Raw genomic sequence first — 16,978 nt, 5'->3', positions numbered from 1 at the left:
CACTCTAACGACTCTTGCCCGTTCCTGATGACCGGAACATGACATCAGGATGGACTGCGTATGACGCACTTTGCCCCCGCCGGAACGATTAGGCGTGATCTTCACGAGATTTTGGCCTGCCAACGCTCTGGTTTCTGCCAAGCTTAAGTAACTATGGCGCACGTACATCACAAGACTGAATCCCACACCGTCGATTTCCAGGTTGACCCGGTGGTCCTGGAGCTCGGCCAGCGGTTTGTCGACGCAGGCCACGAGCTGTCGTTGGTGGGTGGCCCGGTCCGTGACCTTTTCCTGGGGCGGACGTCTCCGGACCTGGACTTCACTACCGATGCCACTCCGGATCAGACGGTGGCCCTCATTAAGAAGTGGGCGGACAACTACTGGGAGATTGGCCGCGCCTTCGGAACCATCGGCATGCGGAAAGCCGGCTTCCAGATCGAGATCACCACTTACCGGGCCGAGGCCTATGATCCGGAGTCGCGGAAGCCAGTGGTGGCGTTCGGTTCCTCCCTGACCGATGACCTGCTGCGCCGCGACTTCACTATTAACGCCATGGCACTGCGCCTGCCCTCGCTGGAGCTCATTGACCCTTTCGGCGGCGTGCGGGACCTCCACGGCTCCGTCCTGGCCACCCCCGGCTCCCCGGAGGCCTCCTTCTCCGACGATCCCCTCCGCATGATGCGCGCCGCACGGTTTGCCTCCCAGCTGGGGATTTCCGTGCATGACGACGTCCGGCTCGCCATGAGCCAAATGGCCGAGCGGATCACGATCATCTCCGCCGAACGTGTGCGCGATGAGCTGGTCAAGCTCATCTGCGGCGCCAACCCCCGGACCGGCGTGGACCTCCTGGTGGACACCGGCCTGGCAGAGTACGTGCTGCCCGAAGTCTCCGCCCTGCGGCTTGAATCGGACGAGCACCACCGCCATAAGGACGTTTACCAGCATTCTTTGCAGGTCCTGGAACAAGCAGCTGCCCTTGAAACCGATGCCGACGGCGACGTGCCGGCTCCGGACTTTGTGCTGCGGTTTGCGGCGTTGATGCACGACGTCGGCAAGCCGGCTACGCGGCGTTTTGAACCGGGCGGCGCGGTCAGCTTCCGCCACCACGACATGGTGGGCTCAAAGCTCACTGCGAAGCGGATGAAGACACTGCGTTTCGACAACGACACCATCAAAGCCGTGGCCCGCCTGGTGGAACTGCACATGCGCTTCTACGGCTACGGCGATGCCGGCTGGAGCGATTCTGCCGTCCGCCGCTACGTCACGGATGCCGGTCCGCTGCTTGAGCGCCTGCACCGGCTGACCCGCTCGGACGTCACCACCCGCAACCAGCGCAAAGCCGAGCGCCTCGCCTTCGCCTACGACGACCTTGAGGCCCGCATCGCAGCACTGCGCGAGCAGGAATCCCTGGACGCCGTGCGCCCCGACCTCGATGGTGCCCGGATCATGGACATCCTGGGCCTCAAACCGGGGCCAGTCGTTGGCCGTGCCTACAAGTTCCTCCTGGAGGAACGCATGGAGCATGGCCCCCTGCAGCCGGACGATGCCGAGGCCAGGCTGCTCGCCTGGTGGGCGCAGCAGCCCGAAGCAGCACCTCCGGTTCCGGAGGCCGATGAGTCTCCTGCCGACGTCGAACTTTCCGCTACTGAGGAGCCCAAATGAACATCTCTGCCATGACCCCCCGGCCTCAGCTTTGGATCCTGCGCCACGGCGAAACGGAGTGGTCCAAGAGCGGCCAGTACACGGGCCTGACCGATCTGCCGCTCACGGTGGAGGGCGAGCAGCAGGCCGTGGAGGCTCGCAAAGTGCTGGACCAGGTGGACTTCGACCTGGTCCTGACCTCCCCGCTGCGCCGTGCCCGCCGCACCGCCGAGCTCGCAGGATTCCCGGACGCGCAGCACGAGCCCCTCGCCGTGGAGTGGAACTACGGCGACTATGAAGGAATCAGTTCGGACCTGATCCGCAAGGACAATCCTGACTATCTGATCTGGACGCACGGGGTGCCCAACGGGGAAACCCTGGACGAAGTGGCGGCTCGCGCCGACAAGATCGTGGCGAGGGTCCTCGAATCAGGCCTGGATAATGTGCTGATCGTCGCCCACGGGCACTTTTCCCGGATCCTTACCGCCCGCTGGCTCGAATTGGCACCCACCGAAGGTCGCCACTTCATATTGGGTACCGCGAAAGTCTGCACATTGGGCTGGGATAAGAAGACTCCGGCAATTGTGCGCTGGGGCCTCTAGAAGGCTTTAGTTACAAAAGAATTTGAAATGTTTCCCCATTCAGTGGCGAACTGATGCATTCATAGTGTAATTTTATTTCTGACCCCAGAGCGTCTCGCCGGGGTCAAGGCGCGCGTTTGCCTGGCGAGTCAGTCAGTGCAACGGCTTAGCGGAAAAGGAGGTTGGGAGAAATGATTACTTTGACTAGCGGATGGAAGATGACCATCACCGCGTTCCCGGCCCCTGTCGCACATGCGCGCCATCTTGACCGACGAACTGACTCCTAAAGCCTATTGCTGCTGATGCCGAGCATCAGTGGAGCAATAGTCACCTACTAGCCGCCCCGTCAGGGTGGCCGGTTGTCAGCATCTGGTCCAGGCGGAACCCCTCGGTTGCGCAGCACCCATAGTTCGGAACCAGCTTCTTGTTGGGTCTGCAGCGCCAGCCTCAGGGGCCCCATTTTCGCATTCTGCGAACTCTATTAATTAGCACCGGGCATTTCTTTGCCTAAATTCAGGCGTTTATTGTCGCGACCATAAACGGCTCTATTTGTTGTGCCTAATTCCTGCTGAAAGCCCAGAGACCATGACGATCACCACGCCTGCACCATCCAGTTCGCAGCCTGCAAGCCAAGCTGCCAAAGACCCTCGGAAGGAGGTGACACACATGATCAAAAAGATCCAGCGACTGTTCTCCAGGCCCCAACAAGTCCGCGACAGGCCCCGTGAATTCAACGGTGACCTACTGGACAGCCATCGTGAGTACGTTTTCTTACTGATGCACCAGCAAATGCGCGGCATGAACTGATGCCGCAGTCCCTCTTCGTTCGTCCAGGAGGAGCTGATGGCTAATACCGGCAGCAATCCGCAAGGAGCCCACGCGGCGACGCGTGGGCTCCCCCCTTTAAGCGAAGCGAGTCCAATGGCGTTCCTGCAGACTGTGGGTCGTTGCTGCCTGGAACCACACGGGTAAGCTCGAAAGCATGCAGGAGACCAAACCGCCGGCACACCCGCGACGCACTCGCTTGGTGGTTCCCAGCCGCAGCGACCTGCTGCTCAGAAACTTCACTGAAATCATTGGCGGGCCAATGGGTGTCCGTTCGGCTCCCGGCATGATCTCCCCCGGGGCGTTCACAGTGGAGCGCGTGCTGATCATCCTGACGGTGCTCGCGGCCCTGGTGAGCATCCTCATTAAGGGCTATTGCCGCGCCAACGGTTGGGAGTCCCCCAGCCAGTTCTACTCAACGTGCTATTCGGATTTTCCGGAGCTCTTCCGCAACCGCGGGCTGGGAGACGGGACCTTCCCGTTCTTCAGCCAAGGGAGCCTGTTCGAATACCCGGTCCTGATGGGGCTCATCGCAGGTGCCACTGCCTGGCTTGTACCGGGTGAGGGCGTCACCGATGCGAGGATCCTCGGCTACTTCGACGTCAATGCAACCCTGATCGCCGCTGTCTGGATCGTCACGGTACTCGCAACCGCACGGATGTCGCGGCGCCGTCCTTGGGATGCTGCGATGGTGGCGCTGGCGCCTGGGATCGTACTGGCCGGGACCATCAACTGGGATATGTGGGCCGTGGGTCTGCTGGCCGTGGGCATGCTGTGTTTTTCGAAGGGGAGGCTGGTGCTGGCCGGCGTCCTGATCGGCCTGGGAACAGCCACCAAGCTCTACCCGGTGCTTATTTTTGGGGCCATCCTGCTCCTGGCGCTAAGGACCGGAAGGATCCGGACATTCGTGGTCACCGGGGGTGCGGCCCTGGTGGCATGGCTGGCCGTCAACATACCGATTGCGCTGATGAACCCCGCAGGGTGGCGGTACTTTTACCAATTCACGGAAGATCGGCCGGCCGGTTACAGCTCACCCTGGTTCGCGTACAACCTGGTGGCAACAAGGCTGCGCTGGAAAGTCCTGGACGCCGAAGTCATCAACGCGCTGGCCCTCAACCTGTTTGTCCTGGCCTGCGTCGGCATTGCCATAGTTGCCCTGACCGCTTCGAGGCGGCCCCGGCTCGCACAGTTGACCTTCCTCATAGTGGCCGCATTCATCCTGACCAACAAGGTCTACTCCCCCCAGTTTGTGATTTGGCTGATTCCCCTTCTTGCCCTGGCAAGGCCGCGCTGGCGTGACTTCCTCGTGTGGCAGGGAATTGAGGGCCTCCACTGGGCTGCCATTTGGATGTACCTCGGACAGGTGACCAGCGGAGGCTCCTCGCAACACAATATCGATATGCCCTATTACGTCCTTGCTGTCGCGGCTCACATGCTCGCAACGGCATATCTTATGGGCCGTGTGGTGTGGGACATCTACGACCCCGGCTACGATCCCGTCCGCCGCCATGAGATGGATGACCCCCAAGGCGGGCCCTTTGAGGGGGCACCTGACCGTTTGCGGATCCATATCCTCAAACCGGCGGAATCCGTCCTTCCTTGGCGGGCCAAGAGCCATGCTTGACGTCGCCGTCGTCGGATCCGGGCCGAACGGACTGGCTGCTGCCGCCGTGATGGCGCGTGCGGGACTCCACGTTGAGGTCTTCGAAGAGGCAGGAACGATCGGAGGCGGAACCCGGACGTCAGAGCTGATGCAGCCCGGATACTTCCACGATGTCTGCTCGGCGGTCCACCCGATGGCCCTGGCCTCACCTTTTTTCCGCGCTTTTGAGCTGGCCCGCCGGGTGGAACTGGTGGTTCCTGAATTGTCGTTCGGATCCCCCCTCGACGGCGGCCGCGCGGCGTTGGCCTACCATTCACTGGAGCGAACAGTCCAGGGGCTGGGGCGTGACGGTCAGGCCTACCGGAAGCTGATGGGTCCGATTGTCAGCCGCATCGACGGAGTGATGGACCTGACCCAGCACCAGCTCCTCCGGATCCCCAAGGATCCATTGGCTGCGGTGATCTTCGGGCTGGGCACGTTGGAGCAGGGCACGCGGCTATGGAATACGCGGTTCAGGGAAGAATTCGCTCCCGCACTGCTCAGCGGCGTAGCGGCCCATGCTGTCTCGCACCTGCCTTCGCTGGCCGCCGCAGGTGCCGGGCTGATGCTCAACGGCCTGGCCCACGCCCAAGGTTGGCCGATTCCAGTGGGGGGTTCGGCGTCGATTGCTGCCGCGCTGGGTGATGACATCCGTGCCCACGGCGGCGTGATCCATACGGACAGTCCGGTTGAAGACCTCCGGGAACTCGGCGGTGCCCGCGCAACCCTCGTGGACGTGGCACCGCGCGGATTACTCCACATCGCTGGGGATGGGCTGCCGGCTAAGTACCGGCGGTCGCTGGAGTCGTTCCGGTACGGGAACGGTTCCTGCAAGGTGGACTACATCCTGTCAGGACCGGTTCCCTGGGCAGCCCCCGAACTGGCGGATGCCGGCACAGTGCACGTTGGCGGTACCCGTGCCGAACTGGCGCACGCCGAAAACGAGGTTACGGCCGGGAGGCACCCTGAACACCCGTACGTGCTGGTGGCCCAGCCGTCGCGCTTCGACAGCGGCCGCGCGCCCGCCGGCCACCACGTGCTCTGGGCCTACTGCCATGTCCCCGCCGGATCGACGCGGGACATGGGCGAGGTGGTCACTGCGCAACTCGAGCGTTTCGCGCCCGGATTCCGCGACCTGGTGATGCAGACCCACGTAACCACCGCAGCGGAGCTCGGCCGCTACAACCGGAATTACATTGGCGGAGACTTCAGCGCTGGCCTCATGGACGTGCGCGGGCTGCTTCAGAGGCCGGTTATTTCCACGGTCCCTTGGCGGACCCCCCTCCGCGGCGTCTACCTTTGCTCATCATCCACGCCTCCGGGGCCGGGTGTAACGGGCATGCCTGGCTTCTACGCCGCAAAATATGCCTTGAAAGACATGTTTGGTCTGGACGTTCCGCCCTTGGGGCTGTAGGCAGTAAGTTTTTCCAGCTTCCTCGGGGCATACGTCTACTTCACACCGTGTTCTGCGGGGCGTCATACGTTCGGTCGCGCAGGGGAATGGCCAAAAACGGGGCATAATGACGCCGTGGGGAACTCAAAAAAACTGTCTCTTGCCATAGTTGGAATCATTCTCGGCGCCTCTCTGGCCGCCTGCGACGATGGGCGGGGGGACGCGGAAGCCGCGGCGAAACAGCTTGCCTCCGGCGTTTCCGCCCTGGACGTCGGCTCGGTCGCCTTCGACGGCCGGGACTCAGCGGCCGTGAATGATCAGCTCAAGGAAGTGTTCAAGTCGCTCGAGCCGGACAAGCCTACCGTGGAAGCCGGCGAGCTGACCCTCGACGGTGACAGCGCCACTTTCCCCCTGAACTACAAATGGAACATTGCCTCAGCTGAATGGAAATACACCGTCTCCGCGGAACTCAAGAAGTCCGACGGCGAGTGGCGGGCAGTGTGGGATCCGGCAGACCTCGTCCCGGACCTGGCCGACGGCGAGATCCTCAGCAAAGGCACGCAATCGCCGCAGCGGGCTGACATCCTCGGTGCCGGCGATGCCAAGCTGGTCACTTATAGGCCCGTGGTGAATGTGGGCATCGACAAGCCCCGCCTCGGCGCTGCCGATGCGGCTGCATCTGCCACCAAACTGGCCCAGCTCGTGGGCATCGATCCGGCTGCCTACGCCCAGCAGGTAGCCGCTTCCGGCGCTGAAGCATTTGTCCTGGCCATCACCCTCCGCGAGGAGGGACGTACTATCACGGACCAGCAGATCGCCGAGATCCCCGGTGCCCGCGGTATTGCTGCCACCATGCCTTTGGCGCCCAGCCGTACCTTTGCCCGTGCAGTCCTCGGTTCGGTCGGCGAAGCCACGGCTGAACAGATCGAGGCCTCAGCCGGTGCCCTGGCAGCCGGAGACGTGACTGGTATCGGCGGCCTGCAGCAGCAGTACGACGCCCAGCTGCGCGGCACCGACGCCGTGGTAATCCGGGCCCAGCGGGCCGACCTCACCACCGAGCAGATCCAGACTGCCGCTACGGATCCGCGCAGGGTCGTCTTTGAGGTGGCGCCAACGCCTGGCACACCCCTGAAAACTACTCTTGACCCGGCCCTCCAGTCGCTGGCGGAGAGCACGCTCACCAGTGTTGGTCCGGCGTCCGCAATCGTGGCACTGCGTCCCTCCACCGGGGCTGTGCTGGCGGCCGCCTCCGGTCCCGGGAGCAACGGCTACAACACCGCCATGCTGGGTCAGTACGCCCCCGGATCGACTTTCAAAATGGTCGATTCGCTGGCCATGCTGCGCAATGGACTCACCCCGGATTCCAAGGTGGAGTGCCCTCCCGACCTCACTGTGGACGGCCGGACCTTCAAGAACGCCGAAGGCTACCCCGCCGAATCGTTGGGATCCGTGACGCTTCGGGATGCCTTCGCCCATTCGTGCAACACAGCATTCATCGGAGCGCGTGACAAGGTGTCCCAGTCCCAGCTCGAGGCTGCCGCGATGGCTATGGGGGTTGCCGTGGAAGCGCCGTCACTGGGGGCAGCGGCCTTTCTGGGCTCAGTCCCCGGTGAGGCTGAGGGCACCGAACATGCGGCCTCGATGATCGGCCAGGGCAAGGTGCTGCTGTCACCGCTGGCCGCGGCCGTCATGGCCGGCTCCGTCGCTAAGGGCGCGCCTGTCTCCCCGCAGCTTGTCCTGAATCCCGACGCCGGCCCTGCCGCGGCAGAGGCCACTGGTGAGCCTACCGATGGGGCCGCGGCGCCGTCGTCGACCGTCACTCCCGAGGCGCCATCCCAGCCCTCGGACAAGCCGATCACGGCCGCTGAGGCCGCAGCCCTCGCCGACATGATGCGGGCGGTGGTCACTTCCGGCCACGCAGGCTTCCTGTCCACTGTTCCGGGCGCGCCCGTGGGCGCCAAAACGGGCACCGCAGAGTTCGGCAACGAGAACCCGCCCAAGACGCACGCCTGGATCGTGGCTGTCCACGGTGACCTCGCCGTAGCCGTCTTTGTGGAGGATGGCGGCCTCGGCGCCACCACGTCCGGGCCCCTGCTCAAGGAGTTCCTCGTCGCAGCCGGCTGACCCGGCCGACGAGGACCGCGGCGCGGGGCGTGGGAAGATTATTGGCGTGGCCCACATAGACGTTTCCGGTATTGACTATTTCCTCTCCGACGGCACCCAGCTGCTCAACGGGGTGACTTTCAAGGTCCCGGATGGCACCAAAACTGCCCTGATCGGCCCCAACGGCACGGGCAAGACCACGCTGTTCCGGATCATTTCCGGCGACCTCGTTCCGGATGAAGGCGTGATCGGGCGCTCCGGGAACATGGGCATCATGCGCCAGTTTGTGGGCCAGGTCCGGGACGACTCAACCGTCCGCGACCTCCTTGTATCGGCCGCTCCGCCTGCGCTGGCCGCCGCTGCCCGCGAAGTGGACGAGGCGGAACTCGCCATGGTGGAGCTCGACGACGAACCCAGCCAGATGCGCTACGCCCAGGCCATCGTGGACTGGGGAGACGCAGGTGGCTACGACGTAGAAACCGTCTGGGACGAAGTCTGCATGGCCGCCCTGGGCCTGCCCTTTGACCGCGCCCAGCACCGCCCGGCGTCGAGCTTGTCCGGCGGTGAGCAGAAGCGGTTGGTCCTGGAAGCCCTGTTTGCCGGCCCCGACGAGCTGTTGCTGCTCGATGAGCCGGACAACTACCTTGACGTGCCCGGCAAGCGCTGGCTCGAGGAAAAGCTTAACGAGTCCAGGAAAACGGTCTTCTTCATCAGCCACGATCGAGAGCTGCTGAATAACGCCGCGGGCCGGATTGTCACCCTGGAGCCGGGCATCAACGGTGCCGGCGCCTGGATCCATGGCGGCGGCTTCGGCTCCTACGTGGAAGCCCGGGCTGACCGGAACGCCCGCTTTGAGGAACTGCGCAAGCGATGGGACGAGGAGCACGTGAAGCTCAAGGAACTCGTCAACATGTACAAGAACAAGGCGGCCTTCCGGTCCGACATGGCCAACCGCTACCACGCAGCCCAGACCCGGCTGGCGAAGTTCCTCGAGGCTGGCCCGCCGGAGGCCTTGCCAATCGAGCAGAACGTACACATGCGGCTCAAGGGCGGCCGGACTGCCAAGCGCGCCATCGTGGCCGAGAAGCTGGAACTGACCGGCCTGATGAAACCGTTCTCCACCGAGGTGTGGTTTGGTGACCGTGTGGGTGTGTTGGGCTCCAATGGCTCCGGCAAGAGCCACTTCCTGCGCCTGCTCGCGACCGGAGGCACGGATCCGGAGCGTGAGCACCTGCCCGTGTCCGATGTCGAGATCGCCGAAGTGCCGCACGAGGGCACCGTGAAGCTCGGCGCCCGCATCCGGCCGGGATTCTTTGCCCAAACCCACATTCGTCCCGACCTCCTGGGCAAGACGCTCCTAGAGATCCTGCACCGCGGCGATGAGCACCGGTCCGGGCTGGGCCGCGAGGCTGCGGCCGGCGCCCTCGACGGCTACGGCCTGGCGGGGCAGTCCGAGCAGAAGTACGAATCCCTTTCCGGCGGGCAGCAGGCGCGGTTCCAGATCCTGCTCCTGCAGCTCTCCGGAGCCACGCTGCTGCTGCTCGACGAGCCGACCGACAACCTGGACCTGCACTCGGCCGAGGCACTTGAGCGCGCCATCGACCACTTCGAAGGAACGGTCCTCGCCGTGACGCACGATCGCTGGTTTGCCCGGACTTTTGACCGTTTCCTGATATTTGGTTCTGACGGCAAGGTGTACGAATCCACCGAGCCCGTCTGGGACGAAAAGCGAGTGGAACGGGTCCGCTAGGCCGTTGAGGTGGATTGATCACAGGAATGATTAAATGATCAAATCTTGTTAGCATTTGAACATGAAGACTGAGGAGCGCCATCGGCTGATTGGCGAGCTGTTGCGCCGTCAGGCCGAGGCTTCCGTCGAGGAGCTCACAGTGGCTTGCGGCGCCTCCGGAGCCACGATCCGCCGGGACCTGGAGGTGCTCGCATCCAATGGCGTCCTCCGGCGCGTCCACGGCGGCGCACGGAGCTTGATTGTCAGCGGTGAGAACCCCGGCTACGGCCAGCGTGAGCTCGAAGACCAGGCCGTCAAGGTCCGGATTGCGGCGGCCGTGGCCGGCTTGCTGCGGGATCGGGAACACGTGTGGCTGGACGGTGGAACCACCGCGACGGAAATCGCCAGGACCCTGCGCGGCCGCGAGCTGACGCTGATGCCCATGTCCGTGCGGTCGCTGACTACGGTGACGGCTGACGACCCGAATGCAGGCCAGCGACCGGCCCTGCTCCTCCCCGGCGGCAGCCTGGTTCCCGGCGAGCTGTGCTTTCGCGGCCCGCTGGCGGAAGCCAACATCCGGTCCTTGCGCTTCGACACCGCCGTGGTGACGCCGTGCGCCCTGAACCTCAAAGACGGCCTGCTCGCGCACGACCTCGACGACGCAGCTGTCAAAAGGGCAGGCCTCGAGTCAGCAGCCCGAGTGATTGTTGCCTGCGCCGGTTCCAAATGGAATGCCAACGCTATGGCACTGGTAGCGCCCCTCGAATCAGTGAACGTGATCGTGACAGACAAAGACTTGCGTGCGGAAGAACTCGCACACCTCAACAAGCTCTCGGTGGAAGTAGTGAAAGCATGAGCATCAATACCCGCACCACGGCCAGCCCGTCCCTCAAGGCGGCGGCTGCCGCAACATTCATAGTTTTCGGAATCAATGGACTGGTATTCGCCAGCTGGGCGGCACGCATCCCTGCCGTCACTGAGACGCTGAACCTGACATCAGGCCAGATGGGCACCCTCCTGCTGTGCACCGCCGTCGGTTCGTTGCTGGCGCTTCCGACGGCGGGCCTCGTGGTGGGCAGGCTGGGAACCGCCAACACGGTGCGGGCAGCCGGCGTGCTGGTAACGCTGGCAGGTGTCGGGATTGCCCTCAGCCTCTCGGTCGAATCCGTCCCGGGTACCGCCGTGTGCTTGTTCTTCTTCGGCATCGGCATTGGTCTCTGGGATGTAGCCCAAAATATCGAAGGCGCCGACGTCGAGCACAAGATGCGCCGCACCATCATGCCCCAGTTCCATGCGGCGTTCAGTGGCGGAGCCTTCGTAGGTGCCCTGATCGGCGCCGGCCTTTCCACCATCGGAGTCGGGCTGCCGGTCCACCTCCTGGTCATCGCCGGCGTGGTGGCCGTAGTGGCGCTGGTGACACCGCGGTACTTCCTGCCACACATCGCAGTTGCGACACCGGCTGAAGGCGAACCTAAGGCGGCCAAGGGACCCTCCGCGTGGCGGGACGGCCGCACGTTGCTGATCGGCGTCGTGGTCCTCGGTGCAACCCTTACCGAAGGTGCAGGAAATGACTGGATCGCGAAGGCTTCCGTGGACGGGCTCGGCACCACAGAGTCCACCGGAGCCCTGATGTTTGCCCTGTTCGTCCTGGCCATGACAGCAATGCGCTTCGTCGGCGGCAGGGCCATCGACGCCTACGGCCGCGTGGTTGTCCTCCGCGCGAGCATGGCCGCTGCGGCGGCCGGCCTGCTGCTGTTCGTCCTGGCCGGCAACGTCTGGCTCGCCGCGGTCGGCGCCGCTTTGTGGGGCGTAGGTGCTGCCCTGGCCTTCCCCATGGGCATGTCCGCTGCAGCTGATGATCCCAAGCATGCCGCAGCCCGTGTCTCGGTTGTATCCACCTTGGGGTATATCTCCTTCCTGGCCGGTCCGCCGTTGCTGGGATACCTGGGCGACCTGACCGGCATCCACCTGGCACTGCTGGCCATTCTGGCTCCGATCCTGCTTGCCCTCCTCCTTGCGGGCGCCGCGAAGCCGCTGAGCGGGAAATAGGTCCCGGCTGGCCTGCCCGGGTGAAATGCTCCCGGCGGTAGGGTGGTGGAATGCAGATCAGGTGGCGCAGGGGTTCCGGCTGGATTAGCCGCTTCGACCGGCATCTCGTCCGGAAGGTGTCGCGATTCCCAGGCGGAAACCATGACGTGTTTTTCCGCCGGTTGTCCGCGTCGGCCAACCACGGGAAGCTTTGGATGGGCGCTGCAGCCATCATGGCGGCGTTCCCGGGAAAGCCCCGCCGGGCAGCCCTCCACGGATTGATCGCCCAAGCGGTAGCCTCCGCAGTAACCAATATGGGCTTCAAAACCCTGCTGCCCCGTGCCAGGCCTTTACCGGAGCACCTTCCGGTCTTCCGGTTCGTCCATCCACAACCCACGAGTTCGTCCATGCCGTCAGGGCATTCGGCCTCTGCCATCGCCTTCGCCGTGGGTGCCGGACTGGTGAAGCCGGTGGTCGGGGCCGCTTTGGCCCCTGTGGCCGTGGGTGTTGCGTACTCGCGGGTCCACACCGGAGCGCATTGGCCCTCGGACGTGTTCTTCGGCTCCGCCATCGGCGCAGGCGCAGCCCTGATAACCAGGAAGTGGTGGCCAGTCCGCCCGCCGTTTCCTGCCGTGAGTCGGACGTTCACCCAAGCTCCGGAACTGCCCGGTGGTGCCGGACTCAGCATCGTGGTGAACACCCTCGGGGGATCGTTCACGCAGGAAACGGCCGGGGCGCTCCAGGAGGTATTCCCCCAAGCGCATATAAACACGGTGGAGCCTGGCGAAGACCTCTCCGTTGAAATACAGGCGACCGCCGCCTTTCCGGGAACAGTTGCCCTGGGAGTCTGGGGCGGGGACGGAACCGTTGGCACCGCGGCCGCCGCCGCCGTCGAACATTCCCTCCCGCTGCTGGTGCTGCCCGGGGGCACCCTGAACCACTTCGCCCGGGACGCCGGCACGGGACACCTTAAGGAAGCCGTGACTGCCGCCAACCGTGGCGAAGCGGCTCTGGCGGACGTGGGCCTGGTGACCGTGGAACGGGGAATGGCAGGGAACCCTGAAACGGCCGAGCTCGTCATGTTGAATACAGCGAGCATCGGCCTCTATCCCAACCTCGTCCGGCGCCGGGAAATGCTGCAGCCCGCGCTGGGTAAGCCACTGGCCGGTGTAGTGGCCATGTTCCGGACCTTCGCGACGGGAACGCCCACTACCCTGCTGGTCGACGGCGTGCGGCACAAACTCTGGATCGCCTACATTGGGCGCGGCCGCTACTACCCACGGGACCATGCACCCCTGGTGAGGCCCGTCCTGGACGACGGCGTCCTGGATGTCCGCATGATCACTGCTGATGAGTCCTTCGCAAGGCTCCGCCTGCTGTGGTCCGTCCTGACTGGAACTGTGGCTACTTCCCGGATCACCCACCTGTCCGAAGCCTCTACGATCCGCGTCGAATCCGACGGCTCACCGATGGTTTTGGCCGTCGACGGCGAAGCCCTGGCCGGCGTCCGAACGGCGGAGTTCCGGGTTGCCAACCGTCACCTGACGTACTACTCGCCACAGTCCTGAGCCACTTTCCTGCGGGGCGCCCGTGGACTCTGCGGGGGATCCTTTCATCCGGACGGACTACCCTGATTCAACCCTGAATCATCCCTGAGACCGGCGAAATCCATGGTCTGCGTCTGTAGCGTGGTGGATACACCACTCTCCAAAAATCCCCGCAGCCATTGGCTGCTGTTCGAAGGAACAATCCATGATCGAGGCAAAAGGCCTGACCAAGGTTTACGGCGAAAAGACGGCCGTTTCCGGCGTCGATTTCACCGTCGAAGCCGGCCGCGTGACCGGCTTCCTCGGCCCCAACGGTGCCGGCAAATCGACCACCATGCGCATGATTATGGGCCTGGACCGGCCGACGTCGGGCACTGTGACTGTCAACGGCACACCGTTCGCCCGGCACGCCGCTCCCCTGCGCGACGTCGGCGCACTGCTGGACGCCAAGGCGGTCCACACCAGCCGGACGGCCTATAACCATCTTCGGGCAATGGCAGCAACACACAGCATTCCCAAGAAGCGCGTGCATGAGGTCATCGAGATGACAGGCCTGTCGGACGTCGCCAAAAAGAAGGTTGGCGGCTTCTCGCTCGGCATGGGGCAGCGGCTCGGCATTGCCGCCGCACTGCTGGGTGACCCGCAGACCGTCATCCTGGACGAACCCGTCAACGGCCTGGACCCGGAGGGTGTGGTCTGGGTCCGAAACCTGGTCAAATACCTGGCCTCCGAGGGCCGTACCGTATTCCTGTCCAGCCACCTCATGAGCGAAATGGCAGTCACGGCGGACCACCTGATTGTGATCGGGCGCGGCCGGATCATTGCCGACGCTCCCATCCGTGACATCATCAACGGCCAGGGACGGATCCGCACGCGCGTCCGCACCGATCAGCCAGACCAGCTGATGCACCTGCTCGCCGGGGATGGTGTCTCCGTTGAAGTGCAGGAAAACGAATTGCTCGAGGTCACGGGCCTGGATCCCCGCCAGATCGCCCGCGCCGCCCTCGACAGCCGCGTCATGATCTACGAACTGACGCCGCTTCAGGCCAGCCTTGAGGAGGCCTATATGGAGCTGACCAAGGATGAGGTCGAATACCACTCACTGATCACCACGGGCGCCTCGGCTCCCGTCCAGCCCGGAGGCAACTAGGCCATGAGCTCAACCACCCTCGAACCCAACCCGTCCCGCCGAGGTGCGCACGCAGGTTCCGCGTCCTCCAGCAAACTGACCGGTGATGCCATCAGCACAGGCCCGGGCCCGTCCTTCCTCCGCGTGCTGAACTCCGAGTTCATCAAGTTCCGCACCCTGCTGTCCACGCTGATCCTCCTCGCCTGCACCGTTCTGGTAGTGGTTGGCTTTGGCGCCCTATCGGCCTGGGGCACGGGCCAGTTCGCAGAGCAGGCCCTGAACGACCCGGAAGCGGCCGCAGCTTTTGCCGCCCAAGGCGGGGACATCGCCGTCGGCGTCCCGACGTCGGGTATTGCCTTTGCCCAGCTCATTCTCGGCTCCCTTGGCGTGCTCCTGATGAGCTCCGAGTTCTCCACGGGCATGGCCCGCTCAACGTTCGCCGCGGTGCCCCAACGGACGCCGGCTTTTGTCGCCAAGCTGCTGGTGGTGATGGTCACCGCCTTCGTAGTCACCGCCGTCTCGGTATACGTTGCGGGCCTGGTCTCCGTGCCGATCCTGGACAACTACGACCTCAAGCTGGACTTGGCCAGCTCGCAGTCGGTGAAGATGCTGCTCATCAACAGCCTCTATGTTGCCGCCGTCGCCGCCATAGGCATGGCGCTGGGATCGCTCCTCAGGAACTCGGCGGGCGGCATTATGACCTTGGTTGGCCTCTTCTTCGTGGCACCTATCGCCTTCCAGCTGATCCCGGGTGAGTTCTTTGTCCAGACCCGTAAGTACCTCCCGGGGAATACAGTCGACCCCATGACTGCCGTGCAGCACGTGCCGGACACCCTCGAGGCGTGGCAGGCTGCACTTGTCCTCGGGGCCTGGGTGGTCATCCCGGTAGTTGTCGCCGCCGTCGTCCTGAAGAAACGCGACGTCTAGGCTGCAGCTAGGCTCAGACCATGAATGAAACGGCACCAGTAAGGGACGCGCCGGCCGGCTTGGCCGACGCGTCCTTTGCCGAAATCACGGCCAAGCGCCGGGGCCTGCTCCGCCGGTACCTTCACAAGCACCCGCGGGTGATGGACGGCGTGGTGGTGGTCAGCTACACCCTGCTGGTGGCCCCCACCGTGGTGGATGCTGTGATGTCCGGGGCATGGCTGGCTGCGGTGCTCCTTCTCGCCGTTGCAGGAGCCCTGTTCTTCCGGCGTCCATATCCCGTGGCACTCGTTGCCTTCATAGCGGTGGTGGAAGTGGCTGTCACCCTGCTCCACCCGTGGGGTTCGAACGTCTCTGCCGGGCTATGGTTCTCGCTGTATGCGGTGGCGGTGGTGCACACCCGCCGGTTCGCGCTCGTCACCATGGCGGTGGCCACTGCCCCGCTGGCACTGCTGTATCTGCTGGCCGCCGTCGGACCCATGGACACCTCCTTCGTCCATGACCCCGGCAGCAACCCCGGTGACTTCCACCTTTTGACCAGCATCGCCACGGGAGCGACCATCGCCCTGTCAAACGTCATCGCCACGGGAATCGGAATTTCCGTGCGGCAGCGGCGGGAACATGAGCAGGAAATCGCAGCCTGGGCGGCGCGGACCGCAAGCTTGGCATCCGTGAACGAACGGAACCGGATCGCGCGGGAAATGCACGACGTCGTGGCCCACTCGCTGACCGTGATGATCAGCCTCTCGGATGGGGCCGCCGTCGTGGTCCGGAAAAGCCCGGACCGCGCCGTTGAGGTGCTCGGTGAACTGTCCCGGACTGGCCGGACCGCGTTGGCGGACATGCGGCGTGTGCTGGGCGTACTGCGGGATGATTCCGGGGCGATGGCGCCGCGGCAGCCACTGGCCTCCTGTGACAGCCTCGCGACACTCCTCGAAGGATTCCGAACCGCCGGCCTTCCGCTGCACTACTCGCATACCGGTCCCGCGCTGCCCGGCGATGCGGCTTTCCAGCTGACCGTCTACCGGATCGTCCAGGAGTCGCTCACGAACGTCCTGCGCTACGGCAGGTCGCTTGGCCGCGTGGATGTGGGCATCGCCCGGGCCGGTTCAACCGTCACCATTGAAGTGCTCGACGACGGCGCCGGCGCTGCGGGGCAGGGAACCTCCGACGCCGGCGGGCCAGGTTCGAGCACCTCGGGCCCGGCGCTTCCGGGTCCAGGCCAGGGGCTTGCGGGAATGGCGGAGCGGGCACGCATCTACTCCGGCACCGTGGAAGCCGGGCGCAGCGGCCGGGGCTGGCGCGTATATGCCGTCCTCACCTGTCCCGATGACGGGCCCACTGAGCCGCTCAACCGTCCACACCAAATGCAAGGCAAAACGTGACAGGGAACCAACCAATAACCGTCCTGCTGGCCGATGACCAGCCGCTGCTGA

At 64.4% G+C, this 16,978-nt stretch carries 13 protein-coding genes; 12 read left to right on the top strand and 1 reads right to left on the bottom strand.

Features of this window, described 5'->3' with window-relative positions:
* Positions 1-153: 153 nt before the first annotated feature.
* Both V9L17_RS03255 and V9L17_RS03250 read left to right on the top strand, forming a co-directional pair.
* Positions 154-1,662 carry a CCA tRNA nucleotidyltransferase gene (locus tag V9L17_RS03255; RefSeq protein WP_337350454.1) on the top strand — a complete coding sequence of 503 codons (1,509 nt, stop codon included), beginning with the start codon at positions 154-156 and terminating at the stop codon, positions 1,660-1,662.
* The gene (locus V9L17_RS03250) at positions 1,659-2,243 is read left to right on the top strand and encodes a histidine phosphatase family protein (RefSeq protein WP_066288602.1); all 585 of its coding nucleotides are present in this window, start codon (positions 1,659-1,661) and stop codon (positions 2,241-2,243) included. Before V9L17_RS03255 ends, V9L17_RS03250 begins: the two co-directional genes overlap by 4 nt.
* 709 nt (positions 2,244-2,952) lie before the next feature.
* Here V9L17_RS03250 and V9L17_RS21270 read toward each other — a convergent pair.
* Positions 2,953-3,030 carry a hypothetical protein gene (locus tag V9L17_RS21270; protein ID WP_376044905.1) on the bottom strand — a complete coding sequence of 26 codons (78 nt, stop codon included), beginning with the start codon at positions 3,028-3,030 and terminating at the stop codon, positions 2,953-2,955.
* A gap of 174 nt (positions 3,031-3,204) precedes the next feature.
* Here V9L17_RS21270 and V9L17_RS03240 point away from each other — a divergent pair, with 174 nt between their 5' ends.
* The 10 genes from V9L17_RS03240 to V9L17_RS03195 all read left to right on the top strand — a co-directional run bounded on the left by V9L17_RS03240 (position 3,205) and on the right by V9L17_RS03195 (position 16,927).
* The gene (locus tag V9L17_RS03240; RefSeq protein ID WP_337350453.1) at positions 3,205-4,671 is read left to right on the top strand and encodes a glycosyltransferase family 87 protein; all 1,467 of its coding nucleotides are present in this window, start codon (positions 3,205-3,207) and stop codon (positions 4,669-4,671) included.
* Positions 4,664-6,103, top strand: a complete 1,440-nt coding sequence (locus V9L17_RS03235; RefSeq protein WP_337350452.1) for a phytoene desaturase family protein — start codon at positions 4,664-4,666, stop codon at positions 6,101-6,103. The genes V9L17_RS03240 and V9L17_RS03235 overlap by 8 nt, the downstream gene beginning before the upstream one ends.
* A 114-nt stretch (positions 6,104-6,217) precedes the next feature.
* Complete coding sequence (locus V9L17_RS03230; RefSeq protein WP_337350451.1) at positions 6,218-8,206, top strand: penicillin-binding transpeptidase domain-containing protein; 1,989 nt, start codon at positions 6,218-6,220, stop codon at positions 8,204-8,206.
* A 46-nt stretch (positions 8,207-8,252) separates the two neighbouring features.
* Positions 8,253-9,935 carry an ABC-F family ATP-binding cassette domain-containing protein gene (locus V9L17_RS03225; RefSeq protein ID WP_337350450.1) on the top strand — a complete coding sequence of 561 codons (1,683 nt, stop codon included), beginning with the start codon at positions 8,253-8,255 and terminating at the stop codon, positions 9,933-9,935.
* Positions 9,936-9,996: 61 nt separating this feature from the next.
* Complete coding sequence (locus V9L17_RS03220; RefSeq protein ID WP_337350449.1) at positions 9,997-10,770, top strand: DeoR/GlpR family DNA-binding transcription regulator; 774 nt, start codon at positions 9,997-9,999, stop codon at positions 10,768-10,770.
* Positions 10,767-11,963 (top strand): MFS transporter, encoded by a 1,197-nt coding sequence (locus V9L17_RS03215; RefSeq protein ID WP_337350448.1) that lies wholly within the window; start codon positions 10,767-10,769, stop codon positions 11,961-11,963. Before V9L17_RS03220 ends, V9L17_RS03215 begins: the two co-directional genes overlap by 4 nt.
* A 50-nt stretch (positions 11,964-12,013) precedes the next feature.
* Positions 12,014-13,510: a bifunctional phosphatase PAP2/diacylglycerol kinase family protein gene (locus tag V9L17_RS03210; protein WP_337350447.1), complete on the top strand. Its 1,497-nt coding sequence runs from the start codon at positions 12,014-12,016 to the stop codon at positions 13,508-13,510.
* A gap of 184 nt (positions 13,511-13,694) precedes the next feature.
* Positions 13,695-14,639, top strand: a complete 945-nt coding sequence (locus tag V9L17_RS03205) for an ABC transporter ATP-binding protein (RefSeq protein ID WP_337350446.1) — start codon at positions 13,695-13,697, stop codon at positions 14,637-14,639.
* Positions 14,640-14,642: 3 nt separating this feature from the next.
* Positions 14,643-15,545: an ABC transporter permease gene (locus V9L17_RS03200; protein ID WP_337350445.1), complete on the top strand. Its 903-nt coding sequence runs from the start codon at positions 14,643-14,645 to the stop codon at positions 15,543-15,545.
* 20 nt (positions 15,546-15,565) lie between these two features.
* Entirely contained in the window at positions 15,566-16,927 is a 1,362-nt protein-coding gene (locus tag V9L17_RS03195; protein ID WP_337350444.1) for a sensor histidine kinase, read from the top strand.
* Positions 16,928-16,978: the final 51 nt, after the last annotated feature.

This window comes from Pseudarthrobacter sp. CCNWLW207, assembly GCF_037203945.1.
In the GTDB taxonomy this organism is placed as follows: domain Bacteria; phylum Actinomycetota; class Actinomycetes; order Actinomycetales; family Micrococcaceae; genus Arthrobacter.
This window is presented reverse-complemented; position numbering and strand designations above follow the sequence as displayed.

What these genes read in the sequence shown, in the direction of transcription:
- V9L17_RS03240 (WP_337350453.1), top strand. Translation starts at nt 3,205, where the DNA reads ATGCAGGAGACCAAACCGCCGGCACACCCGCGACGCACTCGCTTGGTG.
- V9L17_RS03250 (WP_066288602.1), top strand. Translation starts at nt 1,659, where the DNA reads ATGAACATCTCTGCCATGACCCCCCGGCCTCAGCTTTGGATCCTGCGC.
- V9L17_RS03200 (WP_337350445.1), top strand. Translation starts at nt 14,643, where the DNA reads ATGAGCTCAACCACCCTCGAACCCAACCCGTCCCGCCGAGGTGCGCAC.
- V9L17_RS03220 (WP_337350449.1), top strand. Translation starts at nt 9,997, where the DNA reads ATGAAGACTGAGGAGCGCCATCGGCTGATTGGCGAGCTGTTGCGCCGT.
- V9L17_RS03210 (WP_337350447.1), top strand. Translation starts at nt 12,014, where the DNA reads ATGCAGATCAGGTGGCGCAGGGGTTCCGGCTGGATTAGCCGCTTCGAC.
- V9L17_RS03215 (WP_337350448.1), top strand. Translation starts at nt 10,767, where the DNA reads ATGAGCATCAATACCCGCACCACGGCCAGCCCGTCCCTCAAGGCGGCG.
- V9L17_RS03205 (WP_337350446.1), top strand. Translation starts at nt 13,695, where the DNA reads ATGATCGAGGCAAAAGGCCTGACCAAGGTTTACGGCGAAAAGACGGCC.
- V9L17_RS03255 (WP_337350454.1), top strand. Translation starts at nt 154, where the DNA reads ATGGCGCACGTACATCACAAGACTGAATCCCACACCGTCGATTTCCAG.
- V9L17_RS03195 (WP_337350444.1), top strand. Translation starts at nt 15,566, where the DNA reads ATGAATGAAACGGCACCAGTAAGGGACGCGCCGGCCGGCTTGGCCGAC.
- V9L17_RS03235 (WP_337350452.1), top strand. Translation starts at nt 4,664, where the DNA reads ATGCTTGACGTCGCCGTCGTCGGATCCGGGCCGAACGGACTGGCTGCT.